The following is a 22,669-nucleotide window of genomic DNA, read 5'->3' as shown; positions in this document are numbered from 1 at the left end:
TGGAGCTGCGGCCGGGGGCTACGACTACGACCAGGCTACGGCTTCGGGGCGAGGCGCTCGACCGCGACGAGCGCCGCGTCGTCGCCGAGATGGCCGCCCGCGTACGCGCGGAGGTCGTCCCGCAGGCGGCCGAGCAGAGTCGGCGGATCGTCCCCGACCCAGGCCGCGAGCCGCTCCACGAGCGGGTAGAAGGCGCGCGTGCGGTCGCGGGCCTCGATGACGCCGTCGGTGTAGAGCAGGAGCACGTCGCCGACGTCGAAGGGGAAGGTCTCGACGGTGACGTCGGGGGACAGCACGTCCGCCAGTCCGAGGGGCGGGCTCGCGTCGGGTGTGTCGAGGGAGACCACCCGACCCTGGCGCAGCAGCAGGGGCGGCGGGTGCCCGCAGTTCACGAGCCGTACCACCGGCTCCCGGTCGGGGACGTCGAGGACCAGCGCGGTGACGAAGGCCTCGTCGGCGTCGTCGGCCGGCTCGTCGGCGTCGGCCCCGGGCTCCGTCACGGCCTGCGGCTCCTCGGCCGACCCCACGCCCGCCTCCAGATGCCCGACCAGCGCGGGCAGCTCCGTCTCCCGCCGCGCCGTGACCCGGAACGCGCCCAGGACGAGCGACGCCTCGCTGATCGCGTCGAGCCCCTTCCCCCGGGCGTCCCCGATCAGCAGCCGGGTCCCCGTGGCCGTCCGGGCGGCCGCGTAGAGGTCGCCGCCCATCTGCGCCTCCTCCTCGGCCGCGAGGTAGACGGACGCGATGTGCAGCGGGCCGGCGCGGTGCGGCAGCGGGCGCAGGACGACGCTCTGCGCGGCCTGCGCGATCGACCGCAGCCGCGACACCCGGATCTCGTCCCGTTCGCGCAGGTAGGCGAAGAACGTGACGATGACCGTGATCAGGACCAGCGCCACGATCTGGTACGTGTGGTTCAGGTCGGTCAGGCTCGTCCGCAGGATCGCCACCACCGCCTGTGCGAGGATCGCGACAGCGCCCACGAACGCCGTCATGCGCGGCCCCGCGAACGAGGCCGTCACCGCCGGCGCGGCGATCAGGAACGGTCCCAGATGGACCTCGGGCGGAGCCAGGACGTCCACCACGGTCACCACCGCGATCAGCGCGAACGACGCCGTGAGCAGCAGCCGCCCGCCGCGCCGGGAGAGGCGTGGTGTGGCGTCGCGTCGGCGGGCATCCATGTGAAAGGCATACATCAGGTGATGGGGCGTGTCCTGTTGCCGCGCTCCCCGGTGCGGCGTGCGCCTCAGGCCCGGCACACCGCCGCGTAGTCGGCGAGGGTGCGGGCGGCCCGCCAGCCCTGGCCCTGCGCCTTCGTGACGTCCAGGACGACCCGGTGCGCGAGCTGATCGACGGCGTACCTCGTCAACGGAGGCTCGGCGGCCGGGCGAAGGCGCGCCACGGCCTCGGCCGCCGTCGCCGCCCCGCGGGCCAGCGCCAGAGGCAGATGACGGATCCGGGCGCGCACTCCGTGGGCCCGCAGGACCGTCCCGATCGCCTCGTCACGGCGGTACGGCACGGGGTCGGCGATGTTGTAGGCGCCGGGGCGCCAGCCGGCCGCGCGCAGGGACGCGTCGGCCAGGTTCTCGACGGCTGTCAGGCTCAGGACGACGTCGGGACCGGGCAGCAGCACCCGGCCGCCGCGCACTCGCGCGAGGAGACGGGGGACCAGGTGCGGGTCGCCGTGGCCGTAGACCGCGCGCGGCCGCAGGACCACCGCGCCTGCCGCGAGCGCCAGGGCCTCGCCCGCCGCCTTCGTCCGGCCGTAGGCGTTCAGCTGCCCCCGTACCGGGTGGTCCTCGGTGATCCGGTCCCGGCCCGGACCCGGCTCGTACACGCTGGCGCTGCTCACCCAGACCACCGGGCGGCCCGCCGCCGCCTCCAGGAGCCGGGCGGTGCCGTCGACGTTCACGGCCCGCATCGCCGCCTCGGCCGGCGAGCCGGGCACGGGGTCGCCGACCGCCGCCGCGCAGTGCACGACGAGATCCGCCCCGGCGAGGTCGGGCGGTCCGGCCTCGGCGTCCCACGGCACGTGGCGGCCCACCGGCCCGGGCCGGCGCCCCACGCAGAGGACGTCGGCGCCCCGCGCGGCGGCGAGGGCGGCCACATGGGAGCCGCAGAAGCCGCTCGCACCGGTGACGGCGATCGTGGTCATGCGGGGTCCTCCGTGAGGGGTCGGGGCGCGGCCGTCGCGCGCACGGTCAGCCGGCGCCAGCCGGGCAGGGCGGCGCGCCGGTCCACACGGGCGTCGACGACGCTCGGACGGTACGGGGCGAGGGCGGCCAGGACGTCGTCGAGCTGCGCGAGCGCGAGCCGCGCCCCGGGGCAGGCGTGCGGACCGGCACCGAAGACGAGCCGGGCGACGGCGGGAGGGGCGGGCCGGAGGGCGTCCGGCGGTTCGCGGTCGGCTCCCACGGCATGCCGCGCCACCAGCAGGAGCCGGTCCCCGGCCTTCACCGGGAACCCGTCGAGCACGGCATCGGCGGCCGCCACGCGCGGCAGCAGCGGGGACGGCGCGGTGACGCGCAGCAACTCGTCGACGAGCGCGGGCCGCAGCCGTGCGTCGGCCGCCTGCTCCCACAGACCGCCGTCGGCACACCACGCGACGGCGCGCGGAACCGCGGCGACGGTGGTGTTCACGGCCGCGACGGCGATCATGGCGCGCAGGGCGTGCGGGGCCGTCGACTCCCCGGGACCGTCGGCCAGGAGCGCCTCCAGCCGTGCCGTGGCTCTCGCCGCCGCGCGGGCCGAGCCCGGTGGCCGGGGACCGGGGAGGTGGTCGCGGACGGCGGCGGCCGCGGCCGCCGCCGCCGCTTCGGCGAGGGCCGAGGCGTCGGCGCGGGACTCCAGGAGGGCCCGGACGGTCGCACCGGCGAGCTCGCGGGCCAGCGGGACGAGGTCGACGGGACGCCCCGCCGCGAGCGGGGCGAGACGGCGGACCAGCACGGCCCGCCACACAGGGCGCAGCCGCTCCACACCGGCGGCGCCCAGGTCACCGGCGACGGCGCGGCGGGTGTCGCGGTGGTCGCCCCCGTCCTGATCGAACAGGGTTCCCCCACCGGAGAGTTCACGCGCGGCGCCCCCGGTCGTGCCGGCCGCCGCACGGTCCAGCGGGATCCTGGTGAGGGCCTCGCGGTACGGTTCCGTACCGCTCACCACCACCACCGCCCGCCCGAGCCGTGTCACCGCCCGCCCGCGGACCGCCCCGAGCAGGGCGAACAGCAGAGGGTGCGCCCGCACATACACCCGCCGGTCGCGCCGCCGCGCCCGCCGGAGAGCAGCGGACGCCGGACAGGCCCCGGACGCCGCCGCGTCGTTGGCCGCGGCGAGCGGGTCGCGCGGCGCGGCCCGTAGTTCGGTACCGCCGTCCCGCGCGGCGGGCGGGGCGGGCGTCGGAGGTGGGGACGCCGGGCCGGGCTCGGGTGAGGCGGCCCGCACCCTCGCCCGCTCTACCGTCGGCGCGCCCGAATCCGGCGCCGCGTTCCCGTCCGTCGCTGTCGACGTCATCGGACCGACTCCGTCGGACGGGTCGCCGCCAGTCTGGACGTCGCCGCGCGGTCCGGCTTCAGGGACCGGCCGGACAGCGGGATGTCGGCGAGGAGGACGGCGTCCGGGCGTGCGGTGCCCATGCGGCGCAGCGGGCCCGCCAGCGCCGCCCGGACGTCGCCGCGGTCGGCCCCGGGGCGCGGCTGGACCACGGCGACCAGGCGCTCGTCGCCGTCACCGGCCGGGACGCCCACCAGGAGCGCGAGTTCGACACCCGGCACGTGCAGCGCCGGCTCGTAGAGACCCGGGTAGATGTTCTCCGCCCCTCTCAGGACCATGTCCTTGCAGCGCCCCGCGAGCACGATCCGGCCGCGCCCGTCCAGCAGCCCCCGGTCGCCGGTGCGGACCCAGGGGTCGGGCTCCTCGCCGAGGTAGCGGTTCCGGGCCCCTGGCCCGGACAGCAGCAGCTCGCCGTCCGGCCCGGTCCGCGCCGTCACCCCGGGCAGCGGCGCGCCCACCAGATCGCCGTCGCCCGCGAACGCCGCCTTCTCCGCCTGCTCGACGGCCGCGGCCGGGAAGAGCTCGGTGAGCGCGTACACGCCCCACGCCTCGTCCGCGCCGGCCCGCCGCACCCGCGTGAGCAGCTCCGCGCTCGCCGGGGCGGAACCGGTCCACACCCGACCGCCGAACCGCGCGTCCGCGGCCAGCGCCGACCTCAGCTGAGGCGGTGTCAGATAGGTGGCCTGCGGGGCGAGACGGCGCATCTGACGGGCCAGTACCCGCGGCGACCGGGCCGGCAGCGCGACCGGCGCGCCGCTCGCGAGCGACGGCACGAGGACGAAGAACGTACCGCCGAGCACGGGGAGCCCCGGTTCTGGACGGACGAGACCGGTCACCGTCGCCATTCCGGCGGCGAGCGACGCCCGCGTGTGCACCACCGCGCGCGGGCGCGAGGTCGTGCCCGAGGTGAAGACGATCACCGCGTCCCCGTCCTCGTCGATCGCACGGGGCAGCACCGACGTCCCGGTCACCGCCTCCAGCGCCGGAGCGCACCCCGGAAGTCGGCGCCCCACCGTGGCCACGGGCCCGCCCAGCTCCGCGAGGTCCGGAAGCGCGAGTCGGGCCCGGCGGGCGAGCGGCCGCGCCCAGCCGGCGACCGCCTGCGCCGCCGCGTCGGCGAGTACGACGGCCGGGCGGGCCAGCGCGAGGCGGGCCCGCAGCACGTCGGGACCGGCGCCCGGGTCGAGCACGGCCGCCCGCAGCCCGAGCCGGTGCACGGCCAGCATCACGGCGAGCGCCCGCGGCCCGGGCCGTACCGCGACCCCGACCGTGTCGCCGCGCCGCAGACCCCGCGCGTGCAGCGCGGTGGCGTAGCGGTCCGCGAGGTCGGCGAGCTCCCCGCAGGTGGCCTTCGTCCGGACGGCGCCGGACCGGGTGGTGCCGAGCACGGCCGGCCGGCCGGGGTCCGACCGCAGGGTGTGGGCGAGAGCATCCAGCATCAGCGAGGGTCCTCCCCGTGCCGCCCCGGTCCCCGGTCCAGGTACCAGCGGGCGGTTCCGACGATTCCGTACGCCCGCAGGCGCCGGGTGGAGTTCTCCACCACCATGTCGCGGGCGTGCACGATGGCCGTGGTGCGCCGTCGCACCCGGTTCAGGAAGAGCCGGTCGGTGGGGGAGGGGCGGCGGGGCATCCCTCCGACGGCCTCGTACAGCCGCGCGGTGATGGCCATGTTGTTGCCCGCGTGCATCCGGTACGGCGCGAGGTAGCCGTGCCGCCGCCGGTGGGCGGGCCGCACCCGGCCGAAGAACGCGGCGACGCGGACGAGGGTACGGAACAGGGCGCGGCCGACCGGCCCGTGCTCGTCCCTGCGGGCGTCGATCTTGCCGCAGACCAGCCCCGCGCCGCCGCGCAGCGCGGCCCGGGCGGCGGCGCTCCAGCCGGGGTGCGGAAGACAGTCGGCGTCCGTACGGGCGAGCAGCGCGGCCCCGTGCGCGATCGCGTACCGGAACCCGGTGTCCACGGCGCACCCCACGCCCTTGTCCCGCTCGTCGAGCACATGGACGGGGAACGGCGCCCGCCGCGCGAACGCGCGGGCGATGGCGGCGGTGTCGTCCTCGGACGCGTTGTCCACCACGACCAGCTGGAAGTCCCGGTCGTCCTGGGCTGCCAGCGCTTCCAGCGTGGCGCCGATGCGCGCGGCCTCCTGGTGGGCGGGCACCACGACCCACAAAGCGTCGTTCACGCCTTCTCCCAGACCATCGTCATGATGCTGACGCCGCCGCCGAGGCCGACGAACAGGACGCGGTCACCGCTGCGCAGCCCGGCCTGGACCCGCTCCAGTTGGACGCCCAGGGTGGCGCTCGCGATGTTGCCGAGCTCGGGGACGGTGACGACGAGCCGGTCCTCCGGAACGCCGGTGATCTCCACGAACCGCCGCAGGTACGGCACGGTGACCTGGTGCACCAGGACGTACCGGAAGTGCCGCCACTCGAGTCCCGTACGGTGCAGCACCCGGTCGACGACCGACGTGCCCACCTTCTCGAACACCTCGCGCAGCTCGCCGCCGTCGCCCCTGAAGTAGGTGTGCTCGTCACCGCGCGGATGGCGCGAACCGCCCCCGAATATCCCGCCCACCGGCCAGTGTTCGGAGTGCGTCTCGGTGTCCACGTCGAGGATCCCGCCGCGGTCCACCGCCTCCAGGACCACCGCGGCGCCGGCGTCGCCGAAGGTGTAGCCGGCGAACCCGTCCCGGAACTGGGCCGGATCCGACGGGTCGTGGCGTACGGCACGGCTCGGCGTCTCCCCGGTGACGACGAGGGCCCGCCGGGCCCGCCCGGCCAGGATCATGCTCCGGGCCAGGTCGATTCCGTTGACGAAGCTGTTGCAGGCGTTGGTGACGTCCAACGCATGGGCCCGGCATCCCAGTTCGGCCTGCACGATGTGCGCGGTGGCCGGTTCGACCATGTCACGCGTGGCGGAGGCGAACACCAGCAGATCGATGTCCTGCGGCTCGGCCCCGGCCCGGGCGAGGGCCTGCCGGGCGGCCCCCACCGCCAGCGTGGAGGCGTACTCGCCCGGCCCCACGACACGCCGGGTCACGATCCCGGTGGCCCGCTCGAACACCCCCGGGGGCAACGCCATCCCGCTGTCGGCCACGACCCGCTGCCGCAGCCGCTCCGAATCCATGACCCGATCGGGCAGGCACGCGCCGACCCCGGTGATCCCGATACGGAGAGGGCCGTCCGCGACGGCCTGATGACTGTTCATACGCCGGAGGCTACGAAGGACGACGGCCCCCGGCCTGAGTGTCCGTACTCAACCTCCCTGAGGAAAAGACCCGTCCCCGGGCACGGTCCGGCCTCCCGATACGGTGGGTGGAAGATCGTCCGGCGGAAGGTGACGGAAACATGCGACTCATGCAGGCCCCCGGCGTGACGGAGCCCCCGCGATGACGGCGGAGTCCTCCGGGGCGCCCGGCGGAACCCCGGCGACGGACGCGACGGATGCGGCGTACGCGACGGAAGCTCCGCACGTCCTGGTCCGCACGGAAGGGCGGGCCGGGTTCCTCACCCTGAACCGGCCCCGGGCCATCAACGCGCTCACCCACCCGATGGTGCTCCGCATGGAGGAGGCGCTGACCGCCTGGGAGCGCGATCCGGCCGTCGAGACCGTCGTGCTCCAGGGCGCCGGGGAGCGCGGACTGTGCGCGGGCGGCGACATCCGGGCCATTCACGAGGACGCCCGCTCCGGCGGCACCGCCACCCTCGACTTCTGGCGCGACGAGTACCGGCTCAACGCCTTCATCGCCCGCTACCCCAAGCCCTATGTCGCCTTCATGGACGGCATCGTGATGGGAGGCGGAGTCGGCGTCTCGGCCCACGGCTCCGTCCGCGTCGTCACGGAGCGTTCCCGTGTCGCGATGCCCGAGACGGGCATCGGCTTCGCCCCCGACGTCGGCGGCACCCACCTGCTGGGCCGGGCGCCCGGCGAGCTGGGCACGCACCTCGCCCTCACCGGCGCACAGGCCGGCGCCGCCGACGCCCTGCTCACCGGCCTCGCCGACCGTTTCGTACCCTCCCAGGACCTGCCCCGTCTGGCCGACGAACTCACCAGGGCCCCCGCGCACGAGGTGCTGCCCCGGTTCGCGCGGACGGCGCCGCCCGGCCGACTGGCCGCCGCGCGCGAGTGGATCGACGCCTGCTACGCGGCCGACACGGTGGAGGAGATCGTCGACCGGCTCCTCGACCACGGCGCCCCCGAGGCGAAGGAGACCGCCACCGTCCTCCTCACCAAGTCGCCTACCGCACTCAAGGTGACCCTCGCGGCGGTCCGCCGCGCCCGGACCCTGGAGTCTCTGGAGGCCGCCCTCGACATGGAGTTCGGGCTCTCCCGCACCGCCCTCTCCTCCGCCGACCTCGTCGAGGGCATCCGCGCGCAGGTCGTCGACAAGGACCGCGACCCGCGGTGGACACCGCCCACGCTCGCCGAGGTGACGGACGCCGACGTGGCCCGGTACTTCGCCCGGCCGAGCGACCCGCGAAAACTCCGGTGACGCGACCGGGCTCCCTTCCCTAGACTCGCCGCACGTGCCGCCGAGATCACGGCGCGCGCCGACGACCGAAGAGGGGAGCCCGACCATGTGTCGCCACACCGCTGTCGTCGTGCCCCGGTCCCGGTACGACGTGATCCTGATGTCTCTCCCTGCCCGGTGCCGGCTGCGCGGCCGCCACCGGAAGCCCGTGACGAACGCCTGACCCCTCCTCACCTCCGAGGAGCCTCCGGGCCGCTCGGCCGGCACACCCGCGACCGCCTGGCACGGCCCCGTCGCGACGCCCTGGCGACCCAGGAGCCTCGCGACGTGAAGTCCGCCTGCGCGCACGCCTCGTGCCGTCCGGTGGGGTCATCGCTCCGCCCGCCTCCGGGCCGCTTCGTCCGGGAATCGCGCCGCCCTTTCTCTTACCCACCGAAAGGTCCGGGCCGTGCGTACCCACCTTCCCCGTCCCCTCACCACCTCCCTGAATCGCGTCCGCAACCTGGGCATCCTCGCCCACGTGGACGCCGGCAAGACCACCGTCACCGAGCGGATGCTCTACCTGACCGGCGCCATCCACAAGCGCGGCGAGGTCCACGACGGCACCACCGTCACCGACTTCGACGCGCAGGAACGTGACCGCGGCATCACCATCTTCGCGGCGGCGGTCAGCTGCGTGTGGGCCGACCACCGGATCAACCTCATCGACACACCCGGACACGTCGACTTCTCCGACGAGGTGGAACGCTCACTGCGCGTCCTCGACGGCGCGATCGCGGTGTTCGACGCCGTCGCCGGGGTCGAACCGCAGAGCGAGACCGTCTGGCGCCAGGCCGACCGGCACGGCGTCCCGCGGATCGCCTTCGTCAACAAGCTGGACCGCGCGGGCGCCGACCTCGACACGGCCGTGGCGTCGATCCGGGACCGCCTGCACACGGTTCCGCTCGTCGTCCAGCTGCCGATCGGGCGCGAGGACGAGTTCAGCGGTGTGGTCGACCTCGTCCGCATGCGCGCCCTTGTCTGGGCCGCCGGCGCCGACACGTACGCCGAGGGCCCCGTGCCCGAGGCACTCGTGGACGAGGCGCGGCGCCGACGCCGCGCGCTCGAAGAGGCGGTGGCGGAACTCCACCCGGCCGCGCTGGAGGAGTTCTGCGACACCTCCTCGCTCGGCGAGCGGACCCTCACGGCCGCGCTGCGCGACCTGACCCGGACCGGGGACGCCGTCGTCGTGCTGTGCGGCTCGGCGTACCGCAACCGCGGAACGGAGCCGCTGCTCGACGCCGTCGTCACCTACCTGCCCTCGCCCCTCGACGTACCGCCCGTACGCGGCACGGCGGACGGCGCGGAGCAGGAGCGGGCCGCCGACCCGGCGGAACCGTTCGCCGCGCTCGTCTTCAAGGTCAACTCCACCGCCACCGGGCGGCTCACGTACCTCCGCGTCTACGCGGGGACCATCGGAAAGGGGGATGTCGTGCTCGATGCCGCGGCCCGTCGCACGGAGCGGATCGGCCGGATCCTGCGCGTGCAGGCCGACCGGAACACGGAGGTGGACCGGGCCGTGGCCGGGGACATCGTTGCGGTCGTCGGCGTGAAGGAGGCGCGCGCGGGTACGACGCTCTGCGCGCCCTCGGCCCCGCTTCTGCTCGAACCGCCCACGGTGGCGGACCCCGTCGTCTCGGTCGCGGTCGAGGCGCGCCGGAGTCTCGACACCGACCGGCTGGCGTCCGCGCTGGCCCGGCTCGTCGAGGAGGATCCCTCGCTGACCGTCAGGACCGACCCGGAGACGGGTCAGACCGTGCTCTCGGGCATGGGCGAACTCCATCTGGAGGTGGCCGTGGAGAAGATCCGTCTGGCCCAGGGCCTGGAGATCGTCGTCGGCAGACCGCAGGTGGCCTACCGGGAGACGGTCGCCCGGGGGGTCTCGGGGCTGGTGTACCGGCACGTCAAGCAGGACGGGGGTGCGGGGCAGTTCGCCCATGTCGTCCTCGACGTCGAACCGCTCGACGCCGAGGAGCCGGGCGCGGGGGAGTTCGCCTTCTCCTCCACCGTCACCGGCGGCCGCGTGCCGCAGGAGTACGTCCGCGCGGTCGAGGCCGGCTGTCGGGACGCCCTCGCGGAGGGTCCCCTCGGAGGCCATCCGGTCACCGGTGTGCGGGTGACGCTCACGGACGGCGCGACCCACTCCAAGGACTCCTCGGAGATGGCGTTCCGTACGGCGGGCCGCTTCGCGCTCCGCGAGGCGCTGCGCGCGAGCGCGATGACGCTTCTGGAACCGGTCGTCGAGGTCACGGTCACGGTGCCCGACAGCGCCGTGGGCGGTGTGCTCGGTGACCTCGCGGCGCGCCGGGGCCGGGTCTCCGGCTCGACGGCGCGCGCCGGGACGGCGGTCCTCACGGCGACGGTGCCGCTGGCCGAGCTGTTCGGCTACGCGTCCCGCCTGCGCAGCCGCACCCAGGGCCGGGGCACGTTCACCACCCGGCCCACGGGTTACGCACCCGCGCCGGGCACGGTGGCCGGTACGAGGACCTGACAGCGGCCGAGGGGCCCGCTTCCCCGCTGGGGGGCGGGCCCCTCGGGCCGCCCATCGCGCCGCACCTATGATCATGTCGGCGAACGGAGGGGCGGGATGACGAGGGCGAACGGGTCCGCGCGGTCGCGGCGCAGCCAGCGGCGCGAGGAGAAGGAAGAGGGCTGCTGCGCAGGGGCCTTCGACGACTGCACCTCGTGGTGCGCGATGCACTGCCCCCAGATGGCGCTGGTGCTGCTTCCGACCCTGATCGCGGCGCTGCTGCGCCCCGCGCCCGGCCCGCGCGCGACGGCGGACCGGCCGCGGGGGCGGGTGGCCGGGGCGCTGCACGCGGGCGTCCAGCACTACCGGGAGGAGATCAGCCCGACCCGCCCGCCGTGCTGCCCGTACACGCCGAGTTGTTCCACGTACGCGGTCACGGCACTGCGCCGCCACGGCGCGCTCCGGGGCGGGCGACTGACGGTGGCGCGGCTCCTCCGCTGCCGCCCGGAGGCGGCCCGCCGCCGCGGCTTCACGGACCCCGTCCCGGACTGAGAGCCCGGCCCGGCGGCCCACGGACCACAGGGTCCGCGCCCACGGCAGCCCACGTGCCCGACGGCCTCCGTTCCGCCGGGTGCCACAGCTCCGCGGGCCCGGGGCGGGGGCCGCGGGATAATGGGGCTGCGACGCTGGAGGTGTCTGTGACCAGCACGGTCGGTCCGGCCCCGGGCGCCGGTGCTGTGGACACCGCTCTCACCGAGACCGTCCGCCGCACCGGGGCCTCCGTCGGCGGCGTCTACCTCTTCGGCCCCGACCCTCAGGTCCTCTGCCTGGACGCGCTCTGCGGCGCCCCGGCCGAGTTCGCCGCACCCTGGACGCGGGTGCCGCTGGCCTCACCCGCCCCGGTGGCCGACGCGGCCCGTGAGGACCGTCTGGTCTGGATCGGCAGCCAGCAGGAGATGGCCCGCTCCTATCCACGGACGGCGATGGCCCTCCCGTACCCCCTCGCCCTCGCCGCCGCGCCGATCACCGGCACACGGCGCTGGGGCACGCTGCTCCTGTTGTGGCCCGCCACCCGCCCGCCGCGGCTGAACCGGCGGGAACACGGCTACGTCGTCTCCTGTTGCCGCCGCCTGGCCCGCCTCATGGACGAGGCCGCCGCGTCGGGACAGCCCTACGTACCCGAGGACCGGCCCCGCGAAGTACCGCTCGACACCCGCCGCCGCGCCACGGCTCCCGCCCAGGTGGCCGCCGACTTCGCCGAGCGCCTGCCCGGCGGCAGCTGCGCCCTGGACCTGGAAGGGCACATCACCTTCCTCAGCTCGGGCGGGGCCGGACTGCTCGGCCGGGACGCCGACGCCCTGCTCGGCACGCTGCCGTGGGTCACCCTGCCCTGGCTCGACGACCCCACCTACGAGGACCGCTACCGCGCCGCCGTGATCAGCCGCGAACCCGTCTCCTTCACGGCCTGCCGTCCGCCCGACACCTGGCTGGACTTCCACCTCTACCCCGACGCCCGCGGCGTCAGCGTCCGGATCGTCCCGACAGGCGCCCCGTCCCCGCCCGTTCCGGCGCCCGGGCTGGCCCCCAGCTCCACCGCGCCCGCCCGCGCGGGGCAGCTCTACCAGCTCATGCACCTGGCCGCCGCCCTGACCGAGGTCGTCGGGGTGCAGGACGTCGTCGATCTGGTCGCCGACCAGATCATGCCGGCCTTCGGTGCCCAGGGCCTGATCCTGTCCACGGTCGACTCCGGCCGTCTGCGGATCACGGGGCACCGCGGCTACTCCGGCGCGTTCGTCGAACGTTTCGACGCGCTGCCGCTCGGGACCGCCTCCACCCCCGCCGGACAGGCGCTCGCGAGCGGCATCCCGTCGTTCTTCGCCGACCTGGAGGAGATGCGGCGGATCTACCCCGAAGGACTGCCGAACAGCAGCAAGCAGGCGTGGGCCTTCCTGCCCCTGATCATCTCCGGCCGGTCCGTCGGCCTGTGTCTGCTCTCCTACGACCGGCCCCACGCGTTCCCGCGCGAGGAACGCGCCGTCATGACCTCGCTCGCCGGCCTCATCGCGCAGGCGCTCGACCGGGCGCGTCTCTACGACACGACGAAGCAGCTGGCCCACGGCCTCCAGGAGGCCCTCCTGCCCCACGGCCTCCCCACCGTGCCCGGACTGGACGTGGCCGCGCGCTATCTGCCCGCCACCCGCGGCATGGACATCGGCGGCGACTTCTACGACCTCATCCGGCTCGGCGACTCCGCCGTCGCGGCCGTCATCGGCGACGTCCAGGGCCACAACGTCGCCGCCGCCGCGCTGATGGGCCAGGTCCGCACCGGGGTCCACGCCCACGCGACCCTCGGCGAGGCGCCCGACCGGGTCCTCTCGGCCACCAACCGGCTGCTCGTCGACCTCGACCCCGGCCTGTTCGCCAGCTGCCTGTACGTCGACGTCGACCTCGCCGGCCGCCGGGTGCGCCTCGCCGGCGCGGGCCATCCGCCGCCCCTGCTGCGCCACCCCGACGGCCGGACCTCGCCGCTGGACATCTCACCGGGTCCGTTGCTCGGCATCGACCCGGAGGCCACCTACCCCGTCACCGAATTCCCGCTCGTCCCCGGGCAGTTGCTCCTTCTCTACACCGACGGCCTCGTCGAGACACCGGGGACCGACTTCGACGACTCCCTCGCCGAGCTCGCCGGCCATCTCGCCGACGTCGACGACCGGGACCTGAGCCTGCTCATCGACACCCTCCTGGCGCGGGTCCGCCCGGCCTCCCGGCGCACGGACGACATCGCCGTGCTCGGCTTGAGGAGTTCGGACACCGAGGGCCGGACCTCCGTGTAGCGCGCCGGATCCACCGGACCGGTCGACCGGTCGAGTCAGTCCCGGGGCGGGGCCACCAGGGTGGGGGACCGGTCCGCGCGTCGCAGTGCCTCGGCGACGAAGCCGGAGGCCTTCAGCTCCTCGACGAGGTCCGTGAGGAAACGCACCGTGCCGGGACGCCGCGCCGGAGTCGTCCCGACGGCCTGGCGGATCTCCATGAACCGGTCCTCGATCAGCCGGACGTCGGGGTGCGCGCCGACGTACGCGGTCATCGGCTGCCGGATCCCGGCCGCGACCTCCAGGTCCTCCGCACGGAACGTGTCGACCCCCTCCTCGCCGCGTACGACCGTCGCGTGCCGCAGCGTGCGCGTGAGGTACAGGTCGTAAGCGGAGCCGCGCTTCACACCGATCCGTACCCCTTCCCGGTCGACGTCGGCGGGGGTGGCGAACCCGGAGCCCGCGGGCACGGCGAACACCCCCTCGATCAGGACGTACGGGGAGGTGAAGGCGACCTCGGCCTCGCGCGCCGGGTCCACCGCGAGGAAGCAGACGTCCGCGCGGCCCGTGGTCATCGCCTCGTACGAACTGCGGGCCGCGTCGAAGCAGACGAACTCGACGGGCAGGCCGAGGCGCGCGGCGATCTCCCGGGCGATGTCGACGGTGACCCCGCCGGGGGCGTCGGGCGTGCCGTGCGCCAGGACCGGGTTGCCCAGGTTGATCGAGGCCCGGAGCACGCCGGTCGGCGCGAGATCCCGGGCGATGTCCGCGGTCGCAGTCGTCATGCGGCGGAGTCTAGGACAGTCGTTCGGGGGGTGTCGGTCCGCCGCTCGGGTCGCTGGTCCTGGGGCGCGGCCAGGGACGTCCCTCCAGGCGCTCGATGTCGCTGTTGAAGCGCCGGAGATACGCGGCGAAGTCGGCGACCTCGTCGGCCGTCCAGTTCTCCAGGACCCGCTCCAGGCCGTGGACGTTCGCACCGCGGTCGGCCCCCAGCCGCCGCCGGCCCTCGGCGGTGATGCCGAACTTGCGGGCGACGCCGCCGTCGGGGTCCGGGATGCGCTCGACGACGCCGGCCTTCAGCATCGCCGTGGTCTGCCGGTGGAGCGTGGAGGCGTCCAGGCCGAAGGCCTCGGTGAGCTGTCCGATGGACAGCGGCCCGTCGATCTCGATTCGGCTCAGCAGTACATAGGCGCTCCGGTCGAGCCGCCCGTCGGCGCCACGCGCCCGGGGGTCGAACAGATGTGAGTGGCGCCCGACGAGCATGGTCTCGAACTCGATCAGGTGCGTGGGCTTTTCCATGTGCCCCATCCTCCCAACCCCGCGCCGCGCCCGGTCGCACGGCGGGTAGGGATATGCATCATACAAGTGATGTGTATGCTGCAATTCTTATGCATCATGCAATTCGCCGAGACGTGGCCCCCGCCCAGCTCCCAGGGAGAACCCCGTGACCAGCTCCAAGACCGACGCGCGCCCCCGTGGCGTCGTCGGCGTCCTCGCCTTCGCGGGCATCGTGGCCGCGCTCACGCAGACGCTGGTGGTGCCCCTCCTGGGCGACCTGCCCGGGCTCTTCGGCACCTCCGCGTCCAACGCCTCCTGGGTGGTCACGGCCACCCTGCTCTCGGCGGCCGTGGCCACGCCGGTCGCCGGACGGCTGGGCGACATGTACGGCAAGCGGCGGATGCTGCTCCTGTCCCTCGCACCCCTGGTGGTGGGCTCGGTGGTCTGCGCCCTGTCCTCCTCGGTCGTGCCGATGGTCGTGGGCCGCGGTCTTCAGGGCCTCGGCATGGGCGTGGTGCCGCTCGGCATCAGCCTGCTGCGCGATGTGCTGCCGGCGGAGCGGATGGGCGCCTCCATCGCCCTGATCAGCGCCTCGATGGGAGTGGGCGGCGCTCTCGGGCTGCCGTTCTCCGCCGCGGTCGCCGAGAACGCCAGCTGGCGCGTGCTGTTCTGGGTCGTCGCGGCGCTGGCCGCAGTGGTCGGCGTCCTCGTCCGGCTCCGCGTCCCCGCGGGACGCACCGCGCCGGACGCGGGCCGGTTCGACGTGCCCGGCGCGGTCGGCCTGGGCGGCGCCCTGGTCTGTCTGCTGCTCGCCGTCTCTAAGGGCTCCGACTGGGGCTGGACGAGCGGCACGACGCTCGGTCTCTTCGCCGCCGCCGTCGCCACACTGCTGGCCTGGGGCCGCTGGGAACTGCGCACCGCCGAACCGCTGGTGGACCTCCGCGTCACCGCCCGTCCGCTGGTCCTGATGACCAACGCGGCCTCGGTGCTGGTCGGTTTCGCGATGTACGCCCAGTCGCTCGTCGTGCCCCAGCTGCTCCAGCTCCCCGAGTCCACCGGCTACGGACTGGGGCAGTCCATGCTCGCGATGGGGCTCTGGATGGCCCCGGCCGGACTGATGATGATGGTCCTCGCGCCCCTCGGCGCCAAGCTCACCGCCGCCCGCGGCCCCAAGATCACCCTCGGCGTCGGCAGCCTCGTGATCGCCTTCGGGTACGCGTGTGCTCTGCCGCTCATGGGCTCGACCGTCGGACTGCTGATCGTGACCCTCGTCTGCAACACCGGTGTGGGCCTCGCGTACGGTGCGATGCCCGCCCTCATCATGGGCGCCGTGCCCCGCTCCGAGACCGCGTCGGCCAACAGCTTCAACACGCTGATGCGTTCCATCGGCAGCTCCGTGTCCGCGGCGGTGACGGGCGTGGTCCTGGCGCAGATGACCACCGACTTCGCCGGCCATCTCCTGCCGTCCGAGGGCGCCTTCCGTGTCGCCCTCCTCATCGGCAGCGGAGTGGGCCTTGCCGCCGCGGTCGTCGCCCTCCTCATCCCCGTCGCACCGACGGTCGGTAACGAAGGTGCCGACGACGCCGACGACGCCGACGACGCCGACGACGCCGACGACGCCGACGACGCCGAGGGGGTCGACGAGGCCGCCGCCTCGCCGCACCTGCCGTCCGGGGCCCCTGCCTGACGGGCCGTCGACCGCCACCCTTCACCGCGCCGTCACCGGCCGGTCCTCCTGGCGACAGCGGGGTTCGAGAGAACTGATCTGGGCATGTCAATCGAGCAACCCCCACATCATCTCTGGCGCCCCGCACGGCGGTCCCTCAGGAGGACGCAGTTGAAGACGAGTTCGTGGACCCGCAGGGTCACGTTCACCCTCGGCAGCAGCATCGCGCTGGTCGTCGCGGTCTCGGGCAGCGCGTTCGCCGCGCCGCCCCCGCCGCTGCCCGCCAACGCCGACGGGCTCGACCGGACGTTCCAACCCGCGTTCGACTACGACACGGACGGCTGCTACTCCTCAGCGGCCATCGGCCCCGACGGCACGGTCAATCCGGGTCTCAAGCCCACGGGCGCCCTCAACGGCTCGTGCCGGGACGCCTGGGACCTGGACAACACCAACAGCTACTCCCGCTCCAAGTGCAACAACGGCTGGTGCGCCGTCCTCTACGGGCTCTACTTCGAGAAGGACCAGGCGATCCCCGGCATCTCCCTCGGCGGCCACCGCCACGACTGGGAGCACGTCGTGGTCTGGATCCAGGACAACCAGCCCAAGTACGTCTCCACGTCCGCGCACGGTGACTTCAACACGTACGGCCGCGACCAGATCCGCTGGGACGGGACGCACCCCAAGGTCGTCTACCACAAGGACGGTGTGAGCACCCACTGCTTCCGCCCCGCCAACGCGAACGACGAGCCGCCGGAGAACCACAAGGGCCAGTGGCAGTTCCCGGCCCTCGTCGGCTGGAACGGCTACCCCGCGGGCGTCCGCGACAAGCTGGTCCAGACGGACTTCGGGAGCGCCCACTTCGGCCTGAAGGACGGCAGCTTCGCCCCGCACCTCGCCGAGGCGAAGCCCGCGGGCATCCCGTTCGACCCGTACGCCTGAGCGGCCCACACGCCCGCCGCGCCGCCCCCGGGGACACCTCAGTCCACGGGGACGGCGCGAGTGGGCACATCGAGACTCTGGTGTCCGCCGCTGGCCAGCATGCGCACGTTGCCGTCCTCGTCGATCTCGGCCTGCACGATGCCCGTCTCGTCGGAGTACACGGGGTGCCCGCCCGCCCCCTTACGGTCCGTGCGGGTGACGACGATGGAGTCACCCGAGGTCGGGAAGGTCAGCTCGAACCGCTCGGCATGCTGCATGCGCCTGTTTATACCGACACCTGACGCCGAATCGGCGGTCCGCGGGGCACCGCTGCCCGGACGGACGCCGGAAACCGATCATTCGGCGGCGCTCACCCGAGGCCGAACCGCACGTCGCCCCGAGAACTGGCCGCTCTCGAGTGGGCATGCCCCATTGGCATAATCCAGCCATGCACAGAGGTGAGCCGATCCGTTACGTGCCCGACAGGAAGATGGTGGTGATCCCACCGGGCGACCCGAAGGTGACGACGACCATCGCCGTCTTCGACGACTCCGTGACAGCGCTGCGCACCTTCGTCCTCGGCCACCTCGAGCAGCGCGACGCCCGTCTGCCGGCTCCCGGGGGCGTGGGGTGCGACGCCCTGATACCCGTCGTCGTGAGCCTCGTCCCGCGCCCCGACAACACCTACAACTCCCGCGCGATCTCCGTCGCGGCGCCGGAGCCCCAGGGCGGCTCGGCCGCCGAGCGGCACATGGGCTATCTCTACGACAGCTTCCTCCACTTCCAGGGGGAGGACCTGCACCGTCTCGCCGAAGCCTCGCCCGCCCCGCTCGGGTGCCACGGCTGGATCGCCCTGCACCTCATGGACGAGGACGAGGACGAGCGCGCGGCCGTGGCCGATGCGCAGGGCTGGACCCCCGACCGCCACGAGCCGTTCAGCGGCGCCGAGCAGCGGAACGCGGGCCACTGGATCGGCGACATTCGTCTGAACCTCCCCGGCCGCGACGAACTACGATCGCTCGTCGCAGGGTTCGACCCGTCGGCCGTCCCCGCGAGCCCCGCCGCGCCGCGGCCGACGCCGCCGCCTCCCGCCCCTCCCACCTCGCGGGCGGACGACGAGGCCGCTTCCCGACTCCGTGCCTGGGAGCGATGGCGCCGTCGCCCTCACGACTACGAGGACCTCCGCGCCGTCAGCCGTACCGTCTACGGCCGCCCCGGCGTGCGTGTGGTCGACGGCGCGGGGCTCCAGGTGGGGGAGTACCACCTGCCGGACGGGCCGCTGACCCTCATCGACGAACGGACCCGCCCCGAGGCCCTCGACGCCCTGAGGCGCCACGGCGTCGAGCCGCCCACGACCGTGGACCTCCCGGGCCTCGACGACTTCCCCGACGCGTACGTCGTCCCCGACAGCGCCTGGTCGATCCGGCTCGTCGAGGAGTCGGTGGCCCTGCGCGACCTGCCCGAGGCCGGATCGTACGACCCCGGCACGGGCACCCTGACGGTCTACGCCCACCCGTACGCGCGGCCCATGACCACGCTCCTGCGCCGCCACGGCGTCGAACCCGAGACGGTCCTGTGTGCGGCTCCCGGCCGGGCCACCGAGGAGCACAACCGGCGGGCCGCCTCCGCCGCCACATACGCGGGACCGTTCCGGAGTCCCTCCCGGCTCACGGCGAGGGCCCTGGAACTCGTCCCCGAGCGCCACCGGACATGGCTCAACGCCCAGCGGGTGAGCCCCGCTCCGGGCCGGGTCGGCAGGGTCGCGGACACTCCGTACTACCGGCGGGAACAGGAGGCGATGTTCGGCGCACAGGTCGTTGCGGACCGTGTGTCGCCGTGCAGGCTCTGTGGGACACCCGCCCACGAGGCCGGCCCCGGTCTCGCCTACTGCTTCGGCTGCTGCCGCCTCGCCCGGCGCGGTGTGCTCCGGGACAACGGCACCGACGGACCCTGGACCGACGCGATCCTCCACGCCGTGCGCCGGCTCGCCGAGACCGAGTTCTCCGGTCCGCCCTCACTCGCCCAACTGGACCGGATCACCGTCACGGACCCCGATCTCGCCGACGAGGCGATGCTCTGCCGCTTCCTGATCCCGCGTCCCGTCGCCAAGCTCGCGACCGCCCGGCCGGCCAGGCGGCTGCGCTCCTGGGCCGAGTGGCTCCAGCTCGCCGGCGTCCTGACGGACGGTGTGCGGCAGGCGCGCGGCACGCTCACCGTCGCCACGGACGGACACCTGTGCCGGTCCATGCTGGAACGACACGTCGACGATTTCTTCCACCACTGGGGCATCGGGCACGACCCTGAGCCGCACTACCCGCGCCACCCCGAGCTGAACACCACCGGTCTGCGCGCCGACTGGGTGCTCGCCGACGGCACGTTCGTCGAAGCCCTGGGTCTGATGGAGCAGGAGCGGTACGCCGAGAAGGTGCGGCGCAAGGCCGAGTTGGCGGAGCTGACGGACATCCGCCTCGTCACGGTCGGCGCAGCGGACCTGGACAGGCTTCCGGAGATCTTCGCGTACTGGCTGCGGCGGCGCCGGTCCCGTCCCTGACGAGGGCCGCCACCTGGTCGGTGACCAGGTCGAGCAGCGCCGCCGACTCCTCGTCGTGGCCCAGGACGAGGATGTTCAGGGTCAGACCGTCGGTGACCGACGCGAGATAGCGGGCCAGCACCGGCACGGGGACCAGGATGTCGAGCACCATGCTCGCGTCGAGCTCCTCGATGAGCTCCCGGTAGATCTCGGCGTACCGCTCGTGCTGACGGCGCGCCAGCTCTTCGAAGCCCGGGGTGCGCAGCGCGTGCTGGGTGAGCTCGTAGGTCAGCATGTGCTCGCCCGGATGGGCGCGGACGTGCTCCCAGTACGCCTCGAATCCGGCCCGCATGGTCTCCCTGAACGTCGCGCGCGGCCGCAGCGCCTTCTTCACCGTGCCGACGTAGTGGTCGGTGATCGCCGTGATCACCGACTCCAGCAGGGCCTGCTTGGAGTCGAAGCAGTAGTGGAAGACGCTCAGCGACACGCCCGCCTCCGCCGCGATGGACCGGGTCGTCGTGCGCGGCACGCCGTCCCGGGTCATGGCGCGGATGGCCGCCTCGGTCAACTGCCGGCGCCGTTCGGCGAGCGGCATTCGGGGCATGCGGTGGTTCCTTTCTGGTGCGGCCCGGGTCCGAACGGCCCCGGGCGGGGCGACGAGGCGTTCAGTCCCGTCACCCCGCCCGGGCCGGCTCTCAGCCGCTGAAGACGCCGACCTCGCGGAGGGAGTACCCCCAGTCGGTGCCGCGTTGCTGACCGAAGATCCGGACGTACCGCGCCGTCGTCCCGGCGAACGTGACGGTGTCGAGACCGCCGTCACCGCTCGTGGTCGACCAGGCGGTACGCCAGGCCGCGCCGTCGTCGGAGACCTCGATACGGTACGCCTTGCCGTACGCACGCTCCCAGTCGAGCGTGACCTTCTTGACCAGTTGCGGCGAACCCAGATCGATCCGGAGCCACTGGCCGTCCTTCCACTCGCTCGCCCAGCGGGTACCCGGGTCGCCGTCGACGGCCCGGCTCGCGGCGAACGTGGTGAAGGGGTTCCACCACTCCGTGGTGGACGCCGCCGCCGGCTTCGCCGAGGCGAGGTTCACGCCGGCCCGGTGCCGCTCGGAGGCGCCCCAGGTGTCGAGGTAGGACTCGGCACCCCGGAACAGGTCGCTCACCACGTCCTGGCCGCCGACCACCCGGATGTCCTCGATCCAGTCCGGCACCATGCCGTTGTGCGCGGCGCCGTCGGTGTTGAGGTCCCAGGTCCGCTGCCCTGTCTTCTGCCGGTCGATGACCGAGCCGCCGTCGGTGCTGCGGAAGGGGTACTTCACCGGGTTGGGGGTGTCCGCGCCACGCGGGCCCGGCCAGCCGCCGACCCCGTTCATGTCGGTGCCGTAGCCGTACCCCACGCCGTACTTGTCACGCAGCGCCTCGGTCCGCTTCGCCTCCGCGATGAAGCCCTCGGAGCCGTTCATGTACTGGGCGATGAAACCGCCGAGCCCGTAGACGCGCTCGGTCCAGTTCAGGTCCATCCAGCTGTGCGACGAGATGACGCCCGGGTAGTCCGCGGACTCCATGATGTCCAGCGCGCGGCCCGTGGCCTTGACGCTCATGTGGTCGATCTCGAGCATCATCTTGCGCTGCATCATGCCGCGCACCGCGTACTCGCCGAGTTCGGTGAGACCTCGCGTGTTGCACTGCGCGTCGGCCGCGTACCCGGGGACCGTCACGCCTGCCGGGAGCTGCTTCTCCGCCTGCGGCGCCGCGGCGAGCCCGATCGGGTTGTCGTGCTGCGGGCCGGTGCACTTCTCGGTCTTCCAGAAGGTGCCGGTCGACAGGAACTGGCCGACGTTGATCGCGGTCCCCAGCGCGCCGCTGTCGAACCGCACCCCGCACAGGGCGTTGTCGAACTTGTGGCACAGGAACATGCTGCGCACGCCCAGCTGGTGGAGCTCGTCGAGGCCGCGGTCGATGTCGGCCCGGCTGCACTGCGCGACGTCGAGGATCATCTTGCAGCCGAAGGGCTCGGAGGTCTCGACGCCGAGGACGACCGCGAGCTTGCCCTGCTGGATGACGTCTCGGGCCTGCTCGGAGTCGGTGACGATCCGGAACCAGCCCTTGCCCGGGCCGCCGAACATCCTGTCGATGTAGTCCTGCATCTCGTACGTCTTACGCGCCTGCAGGCGGATGGAGGTCATCTCGTCGCAGCTGCGGTCCTTGAAGAAGTAGACCGAGCAGATGACCCCGTTGGTGACGAGGTCGTTGACGAGCACCCGCTGACCGCCGCGCCAGGCCCGCTCCACCCAGGCGTAGTAGTTCTGCTGGTGGGTGAGCGAGTCGTGGGCGGGCCAGTCCTTGAACGTCGGCCACCCGTTCGGGTCGTGCTTGCCGTCTCCGCCCTTGGTGATGAAGTCGAAGACCGCGAGCGAGCCGTCGGGGTAGTGCTCGGGGCAGTCCTTGAGGGCGTCGGCCACGCCCTGCTCCGAGAAGTTCTTGCCGCAGATGAGGCGGCCGCCGAAGGCCTCGTTGGACATCAGGTGGTTGTGCGCGTCGACGAAGCCGCGCACTTCGCCCCGTTCGTTCGTTCCCTTGAACGGGGCGCCCGTGACGTTGATCTCGGAGTCGGGGGCGGGCCGGGCCGTCGGGTCCCACCAGGAGCTGTCGGCGGCCGAACCGGGCGCGGGCCCGAGCAGCATGGCCACCGTGGCGAGCAGCAGCGACAGCACGGCCAGCGGCCCGCGCCTGCCGGACGTACGGCTGTGCGTGGGGGGAATCATGGACATCACTCACGTCTTCGGTCGGGGAATTGTCATGTTCCGCGCGAAAGGTGTGGTGAAGGATCCCGACTCCGGGTAAGGGAGTCAAGAGTCCGGGACAGATGACCTGATGCGAGAGGGTGGCGCCTCGATTCGGCCATCGGGGCGGCTTTCTGATCTTCCGTCAGGAGCGTGGG

The 22,669-nt window shown here is 73.7% G+C and carries 18 protein-coding genes; 7 read left to right on the top strand and 11 right to left on the bottom strand.

All coding sequences use genetic code 11. The annotated features are described in order from the left end of the window. Positions 1-35: 35 nt before the first annotated feature. The 6 genes from ACZ3IJ_RS11170 to ACZ3IJ_RS11145 form a co-directional block, all read right to left on the bottom strand. Positions 36-1,178, bottom strand: coding sequence for a PP2C family protein-serine/threonine phosphatase (locus tag ACZ3IJ_RS11170; RefSeq protein ID WP_467467408.1), 1,143 nt, complete (start codon positions 1,176-1,178; stop codon positions 36-38). Between the two features lie 65 nt (positions 1,179-1,243). Next, positions 1,244-2,152, bottom strand: a complete 909-nt coding sequence (locus ACZ3IJ_RS11165; protein WP_467467407.1) for an NAD-dependent epimerase/dehydratase family protein — start codon at positions 2,150-2,152, stop codon at positions 1,244-1,246. Beyond that, a complete protein-coding gene (locus tag ACZ3IJ_RS11160) occupies positions 2,149-3,504 on the bottom strand; it encodes a cytochrome P450 (RefSeq protein WP_467467406.1) in 1,356 nt (451 codons plus the stop codon). Before ACZ3IJ_RS11160 ends, ACZ3IJ_RS11165 begins: the two co-directional genes overlap by 4 nt. Then, positions 3,501-4,982: a class I adenylate-forming enzyme family protein gene (locus ACZ3IJ_RS11155; protein ID WP_467467405.1), complete on the bottom strand. Its 1,482-nt coding sequence runs from the start codon at positions 4,980-4,982 to the stop codon at positions 3,501-3,503. The genes ACZ3IJ_RS11160 and ACZ3IJ_RS11155 overlap by 4 nt, the downstream gene beginning before the upstream one ends. Further along, a complete protein-coding gene (locus tag ACZ3IJ_RS11150; RefSeq protein ID WP_467467404.1) occupies positions 4,982-5,725 on the bottom strand; it encodes a glycosyltransferase in 744 nt (247 codons plus the stop codon). Before ACZ3IJ_RS11150 ends, ACZ3IJ_RS11155 begins: the two co-directional genes overlap by 1 nt. Further along, positions 5,722-6,750, bottom strand: coding sequence for a 3-oxoacyl-ACP synthase III family protein (locus ACZ3IJ_RS11145; protein ID WP_467467403.1), 1,029 nt, complete (start codon positions 6,748-6,750; stop codon positions 5,722-5,724). Before ACZ3IJ_RS11145 ends, ACZ3IJ_RS11150 begins: the two co-directional genes overlap by 4 nt. Positions 6,751-6,931: 181 nt before the next feature. Between ACZ3IJ_RS11145 and ACZ3IJ_RS11140 the strand changes: the two genes are divergently transcribed. From ACZ3IJ_RS11140 to ACZ3IJ_RS11125, 4 genes are all read left to right on the top strand, one after another. Then, positions 6,932-8,035 (top strand): enoyl-CoA hydratase/isomerase family protein, encoded by a 1,104-nt coding sequence (locus ACZ3IJ_RS11140; RefSeq protein WP_467467402.1) that lies wholly within the window; start codon positions 6,932-6,934, stop codon positions 8,033-8,035. Positions 8,036-8,462: 427 nt separating this feature from the next. Beyond that, complete coding sequence (gene fusA, locus ACZ3IJ_RS11135) at positions 8,463-10,544, top strand: elongation factor G (protein ID WP_467467401.1); 2,082 nt, start codon at positions 8,463-8,465, stop codon at positions 10,542-10,544. A 96-nt stretch (positions 10,545-10,640) separates the two neighbouring features. Further along, entirely contained in the window at positions 10,641-11,075 is a 435-nt protein-coding gene (yidD, locus tag ACZ3IJ_RS11130) for a membrane protein insertion efficiency factor YidD (RefSeq protein ID WP_467467400.1), read from the top strand. Between the two features lie 146 nt (positions 11,076-11,221). Next, on the top strand, positions 11,222-13,357 hold the full coding sequence (locus tag ACZ3IJ_RS11125; protein WP_467467399.1) for a SpoIIE family protein phosphatase: 2,136 nt from the start codon (positions 11,222-11,224) through the stop codon (positions 13,355-13,357). 35 nt (positions 13,358-13,392) lie between these two features. On the opposite strand, the gene ACZ3IJ_RS11120 is transcribed toward ACZ3IJ_RS11125, so the two are convergent. Beyond that, positions 13,393-14,118 carry a transporter substrate-binding domain-containing protein gene (locus tag ACZ3IJ_RS11120; RefSeq protein WP_467467398.1) on the bottom strand — a complete coding sequence of 242 codons (726 nt, stop codon included), beginning with the start codon at positions 14,116-14,118 and terminating at the stop codon, positions 13,393-13,395. Positions 14,119-14,128: 10 nt separating this feature from the next. After that, positions 14,129-14,632, bottom strand: coding sequence for a MarR family winged helix-turn-helix transcriptional regulator (locus ACZ3IJ_RS11115; RefSeq protein WP_467467397.1), 504 nt, complete (start codon positions 14,630-14,632; stop codon positions 14,129-14,131). 145 nt (positions 14,633-14,777) lie between these two features. Here ACZ3IJ_RS11115 and ACZ3IJ_RS11110 point away from each other — a divergent pair, with 145 nt between their 5' ends. Continuing rightward, positions 14,778-16,298, top strand: a complete 1,521-nt coding sequence (locus tag ACZ3IJ_RS11110) for an MFS transporter (RefSeq protein WP_467467396.1) — start codon at positions 14,778-14,780, stop codon at positions 16,296-16,298. Between the two features lie 150 nt (positions 16,299-16,448). Next, a complete protein-coding gene (locus ACZ3IJ_RS11105; RefSeq protein ID WP_467467395.1) occupies positions 16,449-17,216 on the top strand; it encodes an NPP1 family protein in 768 nt (255 codons plus the stop codon). A gap of 38 nt (positions 17,217-17,254) precedes the next feature. Here the strand turns inward: ACZ3IJ_RS11105 and ACZ3IJ_RS11100 are convergent, their stop codons facing one another. Then, positions 17,255-17,473: a DUF6296 family protein gene (locus ACZ3IJ_RS11100; protein WP_352191332.1), complete on the bottom strand. Its 219-nt coding sequence runs from the start codon at positions 17,471-17,473 to the stop codon at positions 17,255-17,257. A 170-nt stretch (positions 17,474-17,643) separates the two neighbouring features. Here ACZ3IJ_RS11100 and ACZ3IJ_RS11095 point away from each other — a divergent pair, with 170 nt between their 5' ends. Further along, positions 17,644-19,746: a hypothetical protein gene (locus ACZ3IJ_RS11095; protein WP_467467394.1), complete on the top strand. Its 2,103-nt coding sequence runs from the start codon at positions 17,644-17,646 to the stop codon at positions 19,744-19,746. Here ACZ3IJ_RS11095 and ACZ3IJ_RS11090 read toward each other — a convergent pair. Together ACZ3IJ_RS11090 and ACZ3IJ_RS11085 are read right to left on the bottom strand one after the other, a co-directional pair. Next, a complete protein-coding gene (locus ACZ3IJ_RS11090) occupies positions 19,667-20,329 on the bottom strand; it encodes a TetR/AcrR family transcriptional regulator (RefSeq protein ID WP_467467393.1) in 663 nt (220 codons plus the stop codon). The two genes, ACZ3IJ_RS11095 and ACZ3IJ_RS11090, sit on opposite strands and share 80 nt — an antisense overlap. Positions 20,330-20,420: 91 nt before the next feature. Next, positions 20,421-22,412: a galactose-binding domain-containing protein gene (locus tag ACZ3IJ_RS11085; RefSeq protein ID WP_467467666.1), complete on the bottom strand. Its 1,992-nt coding sequence runs from the start codon at positions 22,410-22,412 to the stop codon at positions 20,421-20,423. Between the last annotated feature and the right edge of the window lie 257 nt (positions 22,413-22,669).

It is taken from the genome of Streptomyces sp. NPDC013317 (genome assembly GCF_055563155.1).
This window is presented reverse-complemented; position numbering and strand designations above follow the sequence as displayed.